Source organism: Methylophilus medardicus, assembly GCF_006363955.1.
Lineage (GTDB): Bacteria > Pseudomonadota > Gammaproteobacteria > Burkholderiales > Methylophilaceae > Methylophilus > Methylophilus medardensis.
In genome coordinates this window covers 492,055-508,731 of record NZ_CP040948.1, presented here as the reverse complement: position 1 = coordinate 508,731, position 16,677 = coordinate 492,055, and the positions used below count along the sequence as shown (strand labels likewise).

At 50.5% G+C, this 16,677-nt stretch carries 14 protein-coding genes and 1 tRNA gene; 7 read left to right on the top strand and 8 right to left on the bottom strand.

Features of this window, described 5'->3' with window-relative positions:
- Window positions 1-118: 118 nt before the first annotated feature.
- The 4 genes from FIT99_RS02490 to ffh all read right to left on the bottom strand — a co-directional run bounded on the left by FIT99_RS02490 (window position 119) and on the right by ffh (window position 4,063).
- Entirely contained in the window at window positions 119-622 is a 504-nt protein-coding gene (locus tag FIT99_RS02490; protein ID WP_140002621.1) for a hypothetical protein, read from the bottom strand.
- Between the two features lie 511 nt (window positions 623-1,133).
- The gene (locus FIT99_RS02485; protein ID WP_140002618.1) at window positions 1,134-1,976 is read right to left on the bottom strand and encodes a PEP-CTERM sorting domain-containing protein; all 843 of its coding nucleotides are present in this window, start codon (window positions 1,974-1,976) and stop codon (window positions 1,134-1,136) included.
- A 512-nt stretch (window positions 1,977-2,488) separates the two neighbouring features.
- Window positions 2,489-2,564: transfer RNA gene (locus FIT99_RS02480), tRNA-Lys, on the bottom strand.
- A gap of 137 nt (window positions 2,565-2,701) precedes the next feature.
- Window positions 2,702-4,063 carry a signal recognition particle protein gene (ffh, locus tag FIT99_RS02475; protein ID WP_140002616.1) on the bottom strand — a complete coding sequence of 454 codons (1,362 nt, stop codon included), beginning with the start codon at window positions 4,061-4,063 and terminating at the stop codon, window positions 2,702-2,704.
- Between the two features lie 149 nt (window positions 4,064-4,212).
- On the opposite strand from ffh, the gene FIT99_RS02470 reads away from it, so the two are divergent.
- Together FIT99_RS02470 and FIT99_RS02465 are read left to right on the top strand one after the other, a co-directional pair.
- Entirely contained in the window at window positions 4,213-5,037 is an 825-nt protein-coding gene (locus FIT99_RS02470) for a cytochrome C assembly family protein (RefSeq protein ID WP_140002613.1), read from the top strand.
- 128 nt (window positions 5,038-5,165) lie between these two features.
- The gene (locus FIT99_RS02465) at window positions 5,166-6,260 is read left to right on the top strand and encodes a porin (protein WP_140002611.1); all 1,095 of its coding nucleotides are present in this window, start codon (window positions 5,166-5,168) and stop codon (window positions 6,258-6,260) included.
- Window positions 6,261-6,272: 12 nt separating this feature from the next.
- Here FIT99_RS02465 and FIT99_RS02460 read toward each other — a convergent pair whose 3' ends face one another.
- The 4 genes from FIT99_RS02460 to pssA form a co-directional block, all read right to left on the bottom strand.
- A complete protein-coding gene (locus FIT99_RS02460) occupies window positions 6,273-6,941 on the bottom strand; it encodes a histidinol-phosphatase (RefSeq protein ID WP_140002608.1) in 669 nt (222 codons plus the stop codon).
- 25 nt (window positions 6,942-6,966) lie between these two features.
- Complete coding sequence (gene yedA / locus FIT99_RS02455) at window positions 6,967-7,860, bottom strand: drug/metabolite exporter YedA (RefSeq protein ID WP_140002606.1); 894 nt, start codon at window positions 7,858-7,860, stop codon at window positions 6,967-6,969.
- 95 nt (window positions 7,861-7,955) lie between these two features.
- Window positions 7,956-9,488 (bottom strand): 2-isopropylmalate synthase, encoded by a 1,533-nt coding sequence (locus tag FIT99_RS02450; protein ID WP_140002604.1) that lies wholly within the window; start codon window positions 9,486-9,488, stop codon window positions 7,956-7,958.
- Window positions 9,489-9,635: 147 nt separating this feature from the next.
- Entirely contained in the window at window positions 9,636-10,424 is a 789-nt protein-coding gene (gene pssA / locus FIT99_RS02445) for a CDP-diacylglycerol--serine O-phosphatidyltransferase (RefSeq protein WP_140002602.1), read from the bottom strand.
- A 159-nt stretch (window positions 10,425-10,583) separates the two neighbouring features.
- Between pssA and FIT99_RS02440 the strand changes: the two genes are divergently transcribed.
- The 5 genes from FIT99_RS02440 to FIT99_RS02420 all read left to right on the top strand — a co-directional run bounded on the left by FIT99_RS02440 (window position 10,584) and on the right by FIT99_RS02420 (window position 16,626).
- Window positions 10,584-11,774, top strand: a complete 1,191-nt coding sequence (locus tag FIT99_RS02440; protein WP_140002600.1) for a tRNA guanosine(34) transglycosylase Tgt — start codon at window positions 10,584-10,586, stop codon at window positions 11,772-11,774.
- A 327-nt stretch (window positions 11,775-12,101) separates the two neighbouring features.
- Window positions 12,102-12,416, top strand: coding sequence for a preprotein translocase subunit YajC (gene yajC / locus FIT99_RS02435; protein ID WP_140002598.1), 315 nt, complete (start codon window positions 12,102-12,104; stop codon window positions 12,414-12,416).
- A gap of 45 nt (window positions 12,417-12,461) precedes the next feature.
- A complete protein-coding gene (gene secD / locus FIT99_RS02430) occupies window positions 12,462-14,291 on the top strand; it encodes a protein translocase subunit SecD (RefSeq protein WP_140002596.1) in 1,830 nt (609 codons plus the stop codon).
- 48 nt (window positions 14,292-14,339) lie between these two features.
- A complete protein-coding gene (gene secF / locus FIT99_RS02425; RefSeq protein WP_140002594.1) occupies window positions 14,340-15,284 on the top strand; it encodes a protein translocase subunit SecF in 945 nt (314 codons plus the stop codon).
- A 70-nt stretch (window positions 15,285-15,354) separates the two neighbouring features.
- Window positions 15,355-16,626, top strand: coding sequence for an HlyC/CorC family transporter (locus tag FIT99_RS02420; RefSeq protein ID WP_140002591.1), 1,272 nt, complete (start codon window positions 15,355-15,357; stop codon window positions 16,624-16,626).
- Window positions 16,627-16,677 lie beyond the last annotated feature (51 nt).

Below are 16,677 nucleotides of genomic sequence, written 5' to 3'. Positions count from 1 at the left end.
TACACAAGGTAAACCATCGAATGTCTAGCGGAGCAATTAAAGTCTAACCATTCAGCGCTGGCTAAACACCCTCATAAAAAAACCACCCGAAGGTGGTTTTTTTGTAAAGGCATGCGTTTTAAACAACGGCTTCTGATTTCGCCCACTCATTTTGAAATCGGCGGGCATCATCTTCACTTTTCGGATTAAGCCCGATTAAAATGCCGCCCTCTTTCACATCGGCTTCATATTTTTTAAGGGTATCTTCTGGGATGCCCCAGCCGATTAAAGCCCCCACCAAGCCAGCGGTCACGCCACCCGCGCCAGCACCTGCAATACCCGCGGCCAATGGGCCAGCAATCACTAAACCCAAGCCTGGTAAAACGATCGCCGTGCCTACGGCTGCAATCGCCCCCGCAATGGCCCCTGCTGTCGCTCCTAGCGCGCCACCCACAGCGGCACCCTCAGCGGCTTTGTTTCCCACCTCGGTTTCCAAGGTGGCATGTTCACCATAGTAACGCTCACGTGTTTCATCTGACATGATAACGTTGATGTCATTCGCGCCATAACCAGCCTCTGTCGCTGAGATATACGCGCGCTCTGCGCTTTCTTGATCATGAAATAATCCAGTCACTGCCGCCATGTTGATCTCCTAATTGTTTGTTAAAGGAGCCACCAGTATATGAACGAGCGCACTGTGTCACGAGTGTCATGAGGCTGATAAATATGTAGGACAACCAAACCATGCTGAATGATTAACAGAGGTGAATCGAGAATATGCGATGCATTAAGATGGCGATGAAAAAGGTGCTGCTGACAGGCGCTTAGGCGCCATAAAAATCGATGCGAACAAAGATTGGGCGACTGATTATATTGCGAAGCAAGGTGAGTTTTAGGAAAGGCACCTTACTAACTTTTAATTGGTAGGTCAAACGGGGAGCAGGTCACAACCGCATGGGCGCTACAAAAACTGAAGCTTTTCTAACCATCTTGCAGTTAGTCGGTGCAAGATAATCGTCGAAAGAAATTTAAAAGAATCGACTAAGCTTCTTGGCTACTATACGGCTACTAATAAATAAAAAAGGGTTACGAAATTCCGTAACCCTTTGATTTTATTGGTGGCCCCTCTGTGAGTCGAACACAGCACCAACGGATTATGAGCTCAATCTTCTTCGTCTTTGAATCAAACCGATCAAGCCCAATCCGGCCATTAAAATTCCTAAACTTTCAGGCTCAGGCACAGCACTGATTAAGCCTGGAGTGATAGCCCAAGCATAGTAAAGATCAGCGCCCCCCTTTAGGTAAGAAAGCTGCAAACCATTGCGAGTATCAAAGTAGTAGTTTGTATTGCCATTGCTTGTGACCTCGGTGCTTGTTGCAAAAGCAGGATTATCGTTTTCATTATCAAATATAATTGTTTGTGGCATACCAGTGCCTAAATCAAGTCCACCGTTGACTATTCGACGACTCCTGCCACCAAGTTCATGAAAATAAAGCTCTGCCAACTCATTACCTGGCGCAACCCCATTGCCTTGGTAAATAGCATCATATACACACGCTGTTGAGCTATTATCGGTTGTACAACCTGAGTTATCTGGAATTAGAGCAGATGGTAATTGCCAGCGGTTACTTCCGCCATATTGAATACTGTTCAGATAATTCGCAAAGGCGACTGCACCATACCAACTGACATAGCCGTCAACAAAATCACTTTGACTCAGTGTATACAATCCAGTTGGAGCATCATAATTGGGCAATGATGCTACTGTCGGAGTTACATGAATGATTGCATTTACAACAGCATCGTATCCGTTGACAGCAATCATACTCCCAAGAAGATTTGCATCTTTGGTCCAAGTTACATCACTAATTGAGCTATACACCAAATCCTTGCCACCTGATGTGTAACTGATCAGTGCCGCATTGGCAGTAAGACTGAAAAAACTGAGCGCATAAGCTCCAATCAAACAGGTTTTCAAGTTGGTTATTTTAAACATCGAGAAATGCTTTCTTATTAGTTTTTTGTGCGTATCCACATAAAAAGTATTACAAGCAACAAAAAGATTGTAACTTAGCCATTACACTAACACTAGGTAGCCTCAAAGATAACGATTAGCCCGAATGGGTAGATGCGATGCTTATTTTGAAACAGGGATACGAATGTTGGGACTTTTCCCAATCTCTTTAATAGGCTCTCCCGACTTAACAAATCCAAATTCCCATGCCAAGCCAACATAATGCCCAACGATCTCAGCCGGGATCACCGTCGTATAAGCCAGCCCCTGTTTGCCAGCCCATGGCTCAAGGCGAGCGACTCTGGGCAGGGTTTGGGGCTGCGAGTGGGTGAAACTCGGGAATAGCTTGGATGCCAACTGGCTAAGAATCCGAAAAGCTGGAATTCTGAAAACCACAAAATTAGCGAAATGCTGAAAAACTGAAATCTGAAACTCAGTTCAGTATCGAGAAAAGAAAAACGGCTCACATTTTTGCGAGCCGTTTTTTTATATTTTGGTAGGGTGTGCGGGGATCGAACCCACGACAAACGGATTAAAAGTCCGCTGCTCTACCAGCTGAGCTAACACCCCTCTGTTTCTAGTCTGCCGCTTGTTTTGCGTCAAATTTGAAAGAACGCGATTATGGGGGATGAATTCACTTTGGTCAATGCTGTTTTGGCATTTTTTGTATAAAAAGTTTATTTTTTTATTCATCCCCTTTTTTTGCTTTACATTCCCGGAAATTTACCGCCCATCATCCCGCCCATGCCACGCATGAGTTTAGCCATGCCGCCTTTGCTGAACATCTTCATCATCTTTTGCGTTTCTTCAAACTGGTTGAGTAGACGGTTAACTTCTTGCACTTGCACACCGCTACCAGCAGCGATGCGTTTTTTGCGCGTGGCTTTGATTAACTCAGGTTTGCGGCGCTCTTCTGGGGTCATGCTATTGATGATGCCTTCGAGGCGGCGTAGCGATTTATCGACGTCGGTGGTGTTGATTTTTTGCGCCATGCCGGAGATCTGCGCGGGCATTTTGTCCATCAGCGAGGCCATGCCGCCCATTTTTTGCATTTGCATCATTTGCGCTTTAAAGTCTTCGAGGTCGAACTTGGCGCCGGATTTGATTTTGTCGGCGACTTTTTGCGCCTCGGCCATGTCGACCTTTTTGTGTGCTTCTTCAATCAGGCTTAATACATCGCCCATGCCGAGGATACGGCCCGCCATCCGATCAGGATGGAAAGGCTCAAGGCCGTCGACTTTTTCGCTGACCCCAATAAACTTGATCGGCTTGCCGGTGACGTGGCGCACAGAGAGGGCGGCACCGCCGCGGGCATCGCCGTCTAGCTTGGTGACAATGACGCCGGTGAGCGGTAAGGTCTCGCCAAAGGCTTTGGCGGTGTTCACCGCATCTTGGCCTTGCATGGCGTCGACGACGAATAGCGTTTCGGTTGGCTGCAGGTATGCGTGCAGGGCTTTGATTTCGGCCATCATGGCTTCATCAATGGCTAACCGGCCGGCCGTGTCAAAAATCACTACATCGTAGTAGCTTTTTTTGGCTTGATCCATCACCTGGGCGGCGATATCGAGCGGCTTTTGTTGCGGGTTGCTGTCAAAGCAATCGATCTCTAATTGTTTGGCCAGCGTTTGCAGTTGGGTGATCGCCGCCGGACGATACACGTCGGCACTGGCGAGCAACACTTTTTTCTTTTGCTCTTTGAGCAGTTTGGCTAGTTTACCCGAGGTGGTGGTTTTACCTGCCCCTTGCAAGCCGGCCATTAAAATCACCACTGGCGGCACGGCGGCTAAGTTCAGGCCGACATTGGCTTGGCCCATGAGTGCGGTCAACTCTTGGTTGACGACCTCAATCACAGCTTGGCCGGGGGTGAGGCTCTGCAACACTTCACGGCCATTGGCGCGCTCTTTTACGCGGGCAATAAAGTCTTTGACAACGGGCAGGGCCACGTCGGCCTCAAGCAAGGCCATCCGCACTTCGCGCATGGCATCGGCAATATTTTCTTCAGTCAGGCGGGCTTGGCCGCGCAGGTTTTTAATCACGCCCTGCAAGCGACCGGTCAGGTTTTCAAGCATGCAATGCCTTTCTTTCACAACGGGTGAGTATTCAATAGATTGAATTTTACCTCATGCAGCGCCATCCCTAAAATAAACTCATGCCTAGGCCTTGGAGGCCTGTCATTGTCGCGCTGGTCGAATGCGGCGAGTTTTGCCATAATGCGAATATGACTCAACACCTGCTTCCTTACCTGATTGTCGCGTTTGTTTACATGGCGGTGGCGCTGGACTACTGGCGTATTGCTACTCAGGGCAAACCCGTGGACGAAAACGCGTTTCCGTTTCAGCTGCACAGCGCCATGGTGGCCTTAGGCTTGGTGATGCATGCCGGATTGCTCTACCGCGATATTTTTGCGATTGGCTCGCTTAATCTAGGGGTGTATTACGCGCTCTCAGCCATTTTTTGGTTGACGGTGCTGATTTACTGGCTGGCCGATTTAAAACACTCGCTACGCAGCTTGCAGGCCTTTGTATTGCCCCCCGCGGCCTTGTTTGTGCTGATGCCCGGCTTTGCCGTCAAAGACTACTATGTGGATACCCACGGCTTTACCTTGTTTAATCTGCACATTTTAATCGCCATGGTTGCTTATAGCTTGTTTACCTTTGCCGCCTTGCACGCCTGTTTGATGCGGGTGGCAGAGCGCGCCTTGCATCAAAAACAGAGCTGGTTATCTCTGCCTGATTTTCCGCCGCTCATGGTGCTGGATGCATTGCTCTTTAAGGTGTTGCACGTGGGGTTTGTGTTGCTGACCATCACATTAATTAGTGGCATGCTGTTTAGTGAAGAAATTTTCGGTAAGCCCTTGCAGTTTAATCACAAAACGATTTTTTCGATTGCCTCGTGGCTGATTTATGCTTGGCTGTTGTTTGGTCGTTTTAAATTTGGCTGGCGCGGCAAAACGGCCACCCGCTGGACGCTGCTAGGCTTTGTGTTATTGATGCTCGCGTATATCGGCAGCCGCTTTGTGCTGCATGTGGTACTGGGGCGTTAATCGCTACAAACTAAAGCGCTTTTGTTGCCGTTTTCAGCGCTCAACAAAGTTCGCTCATGCAGTATGTTTACGTGATTGATAGGTGCTGTGTCACACAATGCTGACCAATCCTTGTTTGGAACGTCAACATGCCTGCTTATGTATATTTCTGCTTACCCTGCTTGAGCCTCGCCTGTGTGGCGCAGGCCGAAGGCTTGCCTACCAGCCCGCAACCAGCCCCGGTGCAGTGGAGCGCCTACCTCGAAACTTACCAGATACACGACTTCAACCAGCCGGCGGATCATCGACGACCTGATTTTGTCTACAGTCACAATGTGACTGATCGCCCCAGCGTCAATTTGGCGGTGCTCAAAGCGGCCCTCAGCACCGAACGCGTGCGTGGCAATCTCGCATTGGGTAGCGGCTCGTATGTGCGGACCAATTATGCGGCTGAGCCGCATGGCCTACGCAACCTCTACGAGGCCAACATCGGCTTTAAACTCTCAGACCAACATCAGTTATGGCTGGATTTAGGTGTGCTGCCCTCACACATTGGTTTTGAGAGTGCCATCGGCATCGACAACTGGACACTGACACGCAGCCTGATGGCGGACAACTCGCCCTACTTTGAAACGGGCGCTAAATTGAGTTATACCAGCGAAGATGGCAAATGGCTGCTCAGCGGGTTGTTGCTCACTGGCTGGCAGCGTATTCATCGCCCGGATGGCAACACCACGCCGGCCATTGGTCATCAACTCACTTATAAACCCTACGAACATCTCACCATCAATAGCAGCTCGTTTATTGGCAATGACAAATCGGATGCGCAGCGCCAAATGCGCTATTTTCATGATTTTTATGTGCAATGGCAGCTTGACCCACAGTGGGGGCTGACCGCCGCCTTGGATATCGGCGCCGAACAAGCCGCCCCTGGCAGTGAGCGCTATTCGGTTTGGTTTAGCCCTAACCTCATTTTGCGCTATCGCTATTCAGATCGTTTGCAGTTTGCCGGCCGACTTGAACACTTTAACGATCGGCAAGGCGTAATTATCAACACCGGCACGGCGCATGGGTTTCAAACCACCGGTTATTCGATCAACGTGGACTATCGGCTGAACAATCGCATGGTTTGGCGTAATGAGTTAAGGCAGTTAAACAGCCGCGATGCGCTGTTTACGCAGGGGGATGCGCGATTGACCGACCATAGCTTGATGGCCGTCACCGCGCTGACTGTGCAGTTTTAGCGTAGCTGGCTTTTAACGCAGACTGATGATGGGCCAGCCGTGCGCCTCGGCATGCGCAGTCAAGGTTGGATCCGCATCGACCGCCACCGGATGCGTTACTAGCTTCATCAACGGTAAATCGTTGTGTGAATCACTGTAGAAATGGCTGGTGTCAAAATCTGCCAGCGTTTGTCCGCGTGCGGCCAACCAGTCATTCAGGCGCGTCACTTTGCCCTGCTGAAAACTAGGCGTCCCACTGACGCCGCCCGTAAATTGCCCATCGACCATTTCAGGATCGGTGCCTATCAAATGCTCAATTCCATAAGCCGTCGCAATCGGCTTGGTGACAAAACTGTTGGTCGCCGTGATCACCATGCACAAATCGCCCTTGGCTTTATGCGCATCGACCAATGCTTGTGCTTTTTGCGTCATCATCGGCCGAATCACCGTCTGCATGTATTTTTGATGCAGTGTGTCTAAAAATGCTTTGGGGTGTTGCGACAGCGGTTGCAACTGAAACTTGAGAAACGCGTAAATATCGAGGCTGCCATTTTTATAATCTTCATAAAATTGTTCGTTGCGTGCTTTGTGTTGCGCCGCATCAAGCAACCCTTCACTAATCAGGAACACGCTCCAGTTATAGTCACTGTCGCCCGCCAACAGGGTATTGTCTAAGTCAAATAACGCCAAGTTTTGCTTCATAGATTCACTTTTTCAAATAAGATAATTAAACAATTTGTTCTTCGGGCAGCGCTTCTTTGCTGGCGGTCAGCACCAAAAACACGCCTACCAAAATCACGGCTAGGGCCACATATTCCATGCGGTGAATCTGCTCATCAGCAAACCAAACCCCCACCACAAACGCGACCACTGGGTTGACAAAAGTATTGCTGCTGGCGACCAGTGGACGCACATGATGCAGCAACCAGTGATACGCGGAAAAAGTGATCATGGTGCCAAACAATATCAAAAATGCAATCGCCGACCATGAACGCGCCGACACTTGCGTGGGCCACTGTTCACTAAAGGCGAGACTAAACAGCAAGGCAATCAGGCCGCCGCACAACATTTGGCTGGCGGCGCCCATTAAGCCTTGCGGCATGGTCAAGTGCTTACTCCATACCGAGCCGAGCGACCAACACGCTGCGGCAAACATCAGCAGACTTGCGCTGTGCCAATCGCCTTGCAAGCTGCCACGGGTATTGAGTAACACGATCCCCACCAGACCAATGGCGATCCCCAACCACTCCTGACGACTAATTTTGTGCCCCCACAAACTCGAGAAAATGGCCATCCAGATTGGCGCCGTGGCAATCGCTAATGCCGCGACACTGGACGAGACATGCAACTGCACATTCGATACCGTGCCGTTACCAAGCACAGGCAACAGCAAGCCCACCAGCGCAGCCCCGCGCCATTGCAAGCGCGTGGGTGCGGCATGCCCCAAACGGCGCAGAATGCAATAAAGCAAGCCACCTGCAATGCTAAAGCGTAATCCCACCATAAAAAACGGCGGAAAACTCTCAATCGCATATTTGATCGCGAGATACGTCGAGCCCCAGATCAGATAGGTGCAAGCCAGCGCAACCGTGAGCAAAATCCAATGATTTTTTTGCCTCATCGTCCCCTTGCCCAACCTTTCATCCCCATGATTCAACACCCCAAAAAAGAAAACGCTTGCCACCCATTGGCAGCAAGCGTTTAATCAGAACCGGTTTACACCTGCGGGTTCAATTTTTCTGCTTTGGCGTAAAGTTTGTTCAGCCCGTTCAAATAGGCTTTGGCGGAGGCCACCACGATATCGGTATCAGCCCCCTGACCATTGACGATACGCCCACCTTTGGACAAACGCACGGTCACTTCGCCTTGCGCGTCAGTGCCACTGGTGATGTTGTTCACTGAATACAACAGCAACTCGGCGTCACTTTGCACCACGTTCTCAATGGCTTTAAAGGTGGCATCCACCGGACCGCCGCCATCAGCCTCTGTCCGCTGCTCCGCGCCATCGACGCTTAGGGTCAAAATCGCATGCGGAATCTCCCCGGTTTGCGAAGCGACTTGCAGATAGGTGAGCTTAAACATCTCGCGGCTCTCTTGCACCACCTCGTCACTGACCAAGGCGTGCAGGTCTTCATCAAAAATTTCTGACTTTTTATCAGCTAACTCTTTAAAGCGGGCAAATGCCGCGTTCAACGCATCTTCGCTATCGAGTTCGATGCCGAGCTCTTTCAATCGGGTACGGAAAGCGTTGCGGCCAGACAATTTGCCCAAGGTAAGCTTGTTTGCGCCCCAACCCACATCTTCAGCCCGCATGATTTCATAGGTCTCGCGATGCTTGAGCACGCCATCCTGATGAATGCCAGACTCATGCGCAAAGGCATTGGCACCGACAATTGCCTTGTTCGGCTGCACTGGATAACCAGTGATGGTAGACACTAACTTAGACGACGGCACGATTTGCGTCGTATCAATACGGGTACTTAAATTGAAAATATCGCTACGGGTTTTGATCGCCATCACGATTTCTTCGAGGCTGGCGTTGCCAGCACGCTCACCCAAACCGTTGATGGTGCACTCCACCTGACGGGCGCCATTCATCACGGCCGACAGCGAGTTCGCCACGGCCATGCCTAAGTCATTGTGGCAGTGCGTAGACCACACCACTTGATCTGCGCCTTTGACGCGCTGGCGCAAAATTGCAAAACGCTCGCCCCACAGTGCGGGAATGCTGTAGCCCACGGTATCCGGCACATTGATGGTTTTGGCACCTGCCTCGATCACGGCTTCAAACACGCGCACCAAAAAGTCAATCTCAGAACGAACGGCGTCTTCTGCTGAAAATTCCACATCGTCGGTGTACTCGCGCGCCCATTTGACTGCTTGCACTGCGCGTTCGACCACTTGGTCTTCGCTCATGCGCAGCTTGTTTTCCATGTGGATTTTGCTGGTAGCAATAAACGTATGGATACGACCATTGACTGCGTGTTTAATGGCCTCACCGGCGCGTCGTACATCGTTTTCACTGGCGCGCGCCAACGAGCATACCGTCGAGGTTTTAATCACTTTGGCGATTTCTGAAATCGCGTCAAAATCGCCGGGACTGGCGGCCGCAAACCCTGCTTCAATCACATCAACGCCTAATTTTTCTAACTGGCGCGCAATACGGATTTTTTCTTCTTTGGTCATCGCCGCGCCGGGGCTTTGTTCACCATCACGCAACGTGGTATCAAAAATAATAATGTGTTCCATGGATTTTCCTAATCTGACAGCTGAATTTTACTCGCTTGTCCTACAATTGACCACCACACTTGCTAAGCGGATGCACGACAACATTGACGCGCCAACGCCATAAAAAAACGCGCTTGGTGCAGCGCGTTTTTGATCGGATGCATCCAGTTAGGCGGGGGTTCGTTTGGCTAGTCGCTCGCGTGTCCACATGTAGTAGCCGGACAAGGCATACACGAACACCACACTAAACAACACTTCGGGCGGGCTGTATGAAATCAGCACAAAGGCCATGACCACCGCCAGAATCGCCACAAAAGGCACTGAATGTCTCAGATTGATGTCTTTGCCGCTGTAAAATTTAAGGTCAGACACCATTGAACCAGCAGCAAATATCGTTAAGAACCAAGCGATCCATTTCACTTGCAGGGCGCCAAAGAAAATTTCGCGGCCGTCAATGTTATATTCATACGACACCCAAACAAACCCGGCCAGCAAGGCCGCTGCTGCTGGACTCGGCAAGCCCTGAAAGAAGCGCTTGTCTTGAAACGGGTCATCAATCTTGGTGTTAAAGCGTGCCAACCGCAGGGCAGCACAGGCGCAATAAATAAATGCCGCAATCCAACCCAGTTTGTTCATTGGCTGCAGCGCCCATACGTACATGATCAATGCCGGCGCAACTCCAAACGACACCATATCTGCCAAGCTATCATATTCCGCACCAAATGCGCTTTGCGTATTGGTCATGCGTGCGACCCGCCCATCCAGTCCGTCCATCACCATGGCGATAAAAATCGCGATGGCGGATTGTTCGAAATGCAGATTCATCGCCTGCACAATGGCGTAGAAACCGCCAAACAACGAAGCGGAGGTGAATAGATTCGGGAGCAAATAAATGCCGCGCTGACGCAGACTGGTATGTTGTTCGCGTCTTGAAAGGCGGTTTTGGGATTCATCCATAGAGGGAAATTTTCAGAATTGCAGAATTATCAACATTGTTGCGGGCAATCACAAAAAATGCAAGCACAGCGCCATGCTGAACGCATACGGGGGCGGCAGAAGGCAATCACAATGGCTGTGGTAAAATAGCACTTTAATTCAGCCATTTATCGCAATTTCATGCAGTTTTCATTACACAACACCGACGGCCTCGCCAGACGCGGCACCGTAAGCTTGCCACATGGCGAAGTCCAAACCCCTGCTTTTATGCCTGTCGGTACTTATGGCACGGTTAAAGCCATGTCCCCGCAAGAGCTGCAAGAGATTCAAGCGCACATCGTGCTCGGCAATACCTTTCATCTGTGGCTGCGCCCAGGTTTAGAGGTGATTGCCGCCCACGAGGGGTTGCATCAATTTATGGGTTGGCAACAACCGATTCTCACTGATTCTGGCGGTTTTCAGGTGTGGAGCTTGGGCGACCTGCGCAAAATCACTGAAGAAGGCGTTAAATTTCAATCACCGATCAATGGCGATCGCTGCTTCTTAACGCCAGAAGAATCCATGCGCATCCAACGGGTGCTCAACAGCGATATCGTGATGATTTTTGATGAATGCACACCTTATCCGGCCAGCCACGACCAAGCGCGCGTTTCAATGGCGCTGAGTTTGCGCTGGGCGCAACGCAGCCGTGATGCTTTTAATGTGTATCAAACACACACGATTCAAGAGACCTTGTCTATGCAGGGCGGGCCAGCACAAATCCAACAATTGCACACAGACCAGCCCCCAAGCAACGGCAATGCGCTGTTCGGGATTATTCAGGGTGGGATGTTTGAAGACTTGCGCGATGTGTCACGACAAGGGCTGGAGGCGATTGGCTTTGACGGGTATGCCATCGGTGGCCTATCGGTGGGCGAGCCCAAAGAAGACATGCTGCGCATCCTCGCACATACCGCGCCTCAAATGCCAAAAGACAAACCACGCTATTTGATGGGGGTGGGCACCCCAGAGGATCTGGTCGATGCTGTCAGTTACGGCATTGATATGTTCGACTGCGTGATGCCTACGCGCAATGCCCGCAACGGTTGGCTATTTACGCAGTATGGCGATGTCAAAATCAAAAACGCCAGTTACAAAACCGACATCCGTCCGCTGGATGATGAGTGCGCATGCTATACCTGCCAACATTTCAGCCGCGCTTATTTGCATCATCTGCACCGCATCGGCGAGATTTTAGGCGCACGTTTGAACACCATCCATAATTTGCATTATTACCAAGTCTTGATGCAAGGCATGCGCGCGGCGATTGAAGAAAATCGCTTTGCCGCATTCAAAGATGAGTTTGCCAAAAAGCGCGCTGAGAAACGCTAGCGGTCAAACAAAAGGTAGCATGATGTTTTTTGCAGAGGGCTCTAGGCTTGAACGCGTGCATGCAAAGCCTCTCGCTAACAAGCTACCCTATCCAAGCGAGACCCTGCTGTGTGCGGCAAAGCCAGCTGCAAATCACCATTGATCGCACACCAAACGCGCGCCACTGACGCACTTCTCAGCTGGCGATGATTCAATCGCGCACACCCAGCCCAGGGCGTTGGCCTGATTGCCACACATGCGTTCCTCAAACCCCGCTGACACATATTCTTCGCCCGCCTGTGCTAGAATCGCGAGTTATTTAGTCGTTTTACTCAGGAAATCAAGCATATGTTTATTAGCAACGCTTACGCAGCCGGCGCCCCAGCCACCGACATCATGAGCTTTTTGCCCATGGTAGTGATTTTTGTTTTGTTCTACTTTATGCTGATTCGTCCGCAAATGAAGCAAGCAAAACAACACAAGTTGATGCTGGAAGCCTTGAAAGCCGGCGACGAAGTAGCCACCACCGGCGGCATCGTCGGCAAAGTCACCAAAGTGAGTGACAGTTTTGTCAGCATCGAAATCGCGGCCAACACCGTTGTGCATGTGCAAAAACATACCGTACAAACCCTGTTGCCAGCTGGCACCTTGAAGTCCATTTAACCCGCACAAGACGCGCTTGTCTTTCATTCTGAACTAGAGTTTGTTATGAACCGTTATCCGATATGGAAATTCGTGCTGATTGGCACAGTGTTTATCATTGGCCTGCTGTATACGATCCCCAATTTTTTTGGAGAATCGCCTGCGGTGCAGATCAGCCCGGCGAAATCCTCGCTCAAAGTCGATCAGGCTTTATTGCAAAAAGTGGAGGACACGCTGAAGCTGGCCAACATCCCATTTGATGGTTTGTTTATGGACGCCAGCGGTGTCAAAGTGCGTCTGGCAAATACCGATACGCAATTGCTGGCCAAAGACAAGCTGGTGGGCAATTTGGGCAAAGATTACACCGTCGCGCTCAACCTAGTACCACAAACGCCTAACTGGTTACAAAGCATCGGCGCCAAGCCCATGTATCTCGGTTTGGATTTACGTGGCGGCGTGCACTTTTTGCTGCAAGTCGACATGAAAGCCGCGTTAGACAAAGCTGCCGAAAGCACGGTCGGTGATTTCCGCATGGCCTTGCGTAAAGAAAAAATCAATTACTATGGCATTGAGCGTCAAGGCCAAGTGGTGGTGGTGAAATTTGAATCAGAAGCCGAAGCCACCAAGGCGCGTAACTTACTCGCCAAAGACTTCTCTGACCTCACCTACAAAATCAATGGCGGGGATAAAGACTTTAGCGTGGTCGCCAGCATGAGCGTGATGGCACAAAAACGCATTCAAGAGTTTGCACTCAAGCAAAACCTGCAAACCCTACACAACCGTATTAATGAGCTGGGCGTCGCTGAGCCGATTGTGCAGCAACAAGGCGTAGACCGCATTGTGGTGCAACTGCCAGGGGTACAAGACACCGCCAAAGCCAAAGAGATTCTCGGCCGTACTGCTACACTTGAAATCCGCATGGTCGATGAAGAGAAATCCGACATGGCCACCTTGCAAAAAGCACAAAGCGGCCAAGTACCGTTTGGTGACGAGTTATTCGCTGATCGTGAAGGTCGTCCAGTGCTGGTGAAAAAGAGTGTCGTACTCACGGGTGACCGCATCACGGATGCGGGCCCGGGTGTCAACGGTCAAAATGGCACCTCAGTCGTCAACGTCACCTTGGATGGCCGCGGCGCAGGCATCTTTAAAAACGTGACCCGTGAAAACGTCGGCAAACGCATGGCGATCTTGCTGATTGAAAAAGGCAGCACGGAAGTCATTACAGCACCAGTGATCAATGAAGAAATCGGCGGCGGTCGCGTGCAGATTTCAGGCATGGCCAATGCACAAGAGGCCACGGATATTTCATTGCTGTTGCGCGCTGGCGCGCTGGCGGCCCCGATGGAAATCATTGAAGAGCGTACCGTTGGCCCCAGCATGGGCGAAGAAAACATCAAACGCGGCGTTCATTCGACCCTGTGGGGCTTTGCAGCCATCGCAGTCATGATGATTGTCTACTACATGGCCTTCGGTGGCGTGTCGGTGATGGCGCTGGGCGTGAACTTGTTGCTGCTGGTGGCTATTTTATCGATGTTGCAAGCCACACTCACCTTACCCGGTCTGGCAGCGATTGCCTTGGCACTGGGGATGGCGATTGACGCTAACGTGCTGATTAACGAACGCATTCGTGAAGAGTTACGCAACGGCAACACGCCGCAAGCAAGTATCCATGCAGGCTATGACCGTGCGTTTGATACGATTTTGGACTCTAACGTCACCACCCTGATTGCCGGTTTGGCTCTGTTTATGTTTGGTACAGGTCCGATCAAGGGCTTTGCCGTGGTGCACGTGTTAGGCATCATGACCTCGATGTTTAGCGCCGTATTAGTATCGCGTGCCCTGGTCAATTTGTTGTACGGCTATCGCCGCAAGATTGAACACTTGCGGATTGGTTAACAGCCAGCGTTTAACGCCAAGCTCACAACGCATTTAAGAGAACAGATTATGGAATTATTCAGAATTAAAAAAGACATCCCGTTCATGAGTTACGGGCGTCTGACCACCTCGATTTCGCTGATCACTTTTTTATTAGCGATCTTTTTTCTGCTGCATCGCGGCTTGAATTACGGTGTCGATTTTACTGGCGGCACGGTGATGGAAGTGCACTACCCTGCTGCGGCCAATATTGAGCAAATTCGTCAGGTGATGGATGGCGTCGGCTTAAAAGATGTCACCGTGCAAAACTTTGGTTCTAGCCAAGATGTGTTGATCCGTCTACCAGTAAAAAAAGAGCTGTCGATTGCGCAACTCTCCGAGAAAATTTCAGGCGCCTTAAAAACGGCGGACGCCGGGGCAGAAATCCGCCGCGTTGAGTCGGTGGGCTCGCAAGTTGGTGAAGAACTCTATGAAAATGGCGCGCTCGCCTTGTTGCTAGTGTGTGCAGGCATCATGGGCTACTTGGCGTTGCGTTTTGAGTGGCGCTTTGCGGTCGCGGCCATTATCGCCAACATGCATGACGTGATTATCATTTTGGGCTTTTTTGCTTTCTTTCAGTGGGAGTTTAACCTCACGGTATTAGCGGCGATTCTTGCGGTACTGGGTTACTCAGTCAACGAGTCTGTGGTGGTGTTTGACCGGGTTCGCGAAAACTTTAAAAAGATGCGCAAAGCCAGTGCGGTGCATGTGATCGACAATGCGATTACACGCACCATGTCGCGCACCATCATTACCCACATGATGACGCAAACCATGGTCTGCTCCATGCTGTTTTTTGGTGGCGAAACCCTGCACAACTTTTCACTGGCGCTTACCATTGGTATTTTATTCGGTATTTACTCCTCTGTTTTGGTCGCCTGCCCAATCGCGATGTGGCTTGGCGTAAGCCGTGCCAACCTCATCGGGGATAGCGAGAAAAAGCCCAAGGAAGAAGAAGTACCCGTCGCCCCCTAAGCAGCAACAACGCTTGATTTTTAGCCACTGGTGGGTACACTAGTGGCTTCTTGTTTTTAATCCCACTCTTTTGGACAACATCCCCCTCAGTTGGCAGATTGGTCTGCTGCTACTCCTGCTGTCACTGACCGCTTTCTTTTCTGTTGCTGAAACCAGCCTCATGTCGCTCAACCGTTATCGGATGCGGCATTTGGCAAAACAAGGCCATCGCGGCGCGATGCTCGCGAGCCGGCTCATTGCACAAACCGACAAAACCCTGGGTGCCATTTTGCTGGGCAACACTTTTTGCATTGTCGGCTCTTCCACCTTAGAGGTTTTCATCTCCAAGCGCTTGTTTGGCGAAGGCGATTATGTATTGATGGCAGGCTCACTCGCCATCACCTTTGCCATTTTGGTGTTTAGCGAGATTTCACCCAAGGTGATTGCGGCGGCCCACGCCGAAAAACTTGGGTTTGCCAGCAGCTATCTGTTGTATCCCTTGCTTTGGCTGTTCACCCCTGTCGTCTGGTTTGTGAATTTATTCGTCAAAGGCTTTGTGAAACTATTAGGGGTCCGCGTCAACTTTGATGAGCAGGCTTCTTCTATTACCACCGAAGAGTTGCGCAGCATTGTCAGCGATGCTGGACAATACATTCCATCGCAAAGCCGCATGATTTTGCTCAACTTGCTCGACCTAGAAGACATTATTGTGGATGACGCCATGACCGCGCATACCATGGTTGAGTTTATCGACTTGGATCACCCGGTAGAACAAATCATGGAACAGCTGGCGAGCAGTCATCACTCGCGTTTACCCGTCAGAGAAGGTGACCACGAAGACATTGTCGGCATTTTGCATGTGCGCAAAGTATTGCCATTGTTGCGCGACTTTCAAATGGGTAAACCGCCCACCAAAGCTTTATTACAAGCAGCCATGACTTTGCCTTATTATATTCCTTCGGGCACGCCGCTTTACACGCAGTTGCAACAGTTTCAAAAACGCCATGAACGCGTGGCGCTGGTGGTGGATGAATACGGTGAATTCAAAGGCCTGCTGACCTTAGAAGATATTCTGGAAGAAGTGGTGGGTGAGTTCACCACACAATCACCTGACCATGCCAGTCATTTTCATCAACACGAAGACGGCAGTTGGCTGGTCGATGGCGCGAGCTTGTTGCGCGACTTGAATCGAAAGTTGAAACTCTCACTACCTACCGATGGTCCACGCACTTTAAACGGTTTAATTCTTGAACACTTTGAAGGCATTCCAGAGCCAAACACCAGTTTTAAAATTGGTGCCCATCGACTGGAAATTCTGGATGTGCAGGATCGCATCGTCAAGCGCGTCAAAATTTATCTTTAAAAAAGCGCGACTTCTGCCGTATCAAGCCCTTGAAATTTTCAGTACAAGGCG

What these genes read in the sequence shown, in the direction of transcription:
- secF (WP_140002594.1), top strand. Translation starts at nt 14,340, where the DNA reads ATGGAATTATTCAGAATTAAAAAAGACATCCCGTTCATGAGTTACGGG.
- pssA (WP_140002602.1), bottom strand. Translation starts at nt 10,424, where the DNA reads ATGGATGAATCCCAAAACCGCCTTTCAAGACGCGAACAACATACCAGT.
- FIT99_RS02450 (WP_140002604.1), bottom strand. Translation starts at nt 9,488, where the DNA reads ATGGAACACATTATTATTTTTGATACCACGTTGCGTGATGGTGAACAA.
- FIT99_RS02485 (WP_140002618.1), bottom strand. Translation starts at nt 1,976, where the DNA reads ATGTTTAAAATAACCAACTTGAAAACCTGTTTGATTGGAGCTTATGCG.
- FIT99_RS02465 (WP_140002611.1), top strand. Translation starts at nt 5,166, where the DNA reads ATGCCTGCTTATGTATATTTCTGCTTACCCTGCTTGAGCCTCGCCTGT.
- FIT99_RS02490 (WP_140002621.1), bottom strand. Translation starts at nt 622, where the DNA reads ATGGCGGCAGTGACTGGATTATTTCATGATCAAGAAAGCGCAGAGCGC.
- yedA (WP_140002606.1), bottom strand. Translation starts at nt 7,860, where the DNA reads ATGAGGCAAAAAAATCATTGGATTTTGCTCACGGTTGCGCTGGCTTGC.
- yajC (WP_140002598.1), top strand. Translation starts at nt 12,102, where the DNA reads ATGTTTATTAGCAACGCTTACGCAGCCGGCGCCCCAGCCACCGACATC.
- FIT99_RS02470 (WP_140002613.1), top strand. Translation starts at nt 4,213, where the DNA reads ATGACTCAACACCTGCTTCCTTACCTGATTGTCGCGTTTGTTTACATG.
- FIT99_RS02440 (WP_140002600.1), top strand. Translation starts at nt 10,584, where the DNA reads ATGCAGTTTTCATTACACAACACCGACGGCCTCGCCAGACGCGGCACC.
- FIT99_RS02460 (WP_140002608.1), bottom strand. Translation starts at nt 6,941, where the DNA reads ATGAAGCAAAACTTGGCGTTATTTGACTTAGACAATACCCTGTTGGCG.
- secD (WP_140002596.1), top strand. Translation starts at nt 12,462, where the DNA reads ATGAACCGTTATCCGATATGGAAATTCGTGCTGATTGGCACAGTGTTT.
- ffh (WP_140002616.1), bottom strand. Translation starts at nt 4,063, where the DNA reads ATGCTTGAAAACCTGACCGGTCGCTTGCAGGGCGTGATTAAAAACCTG.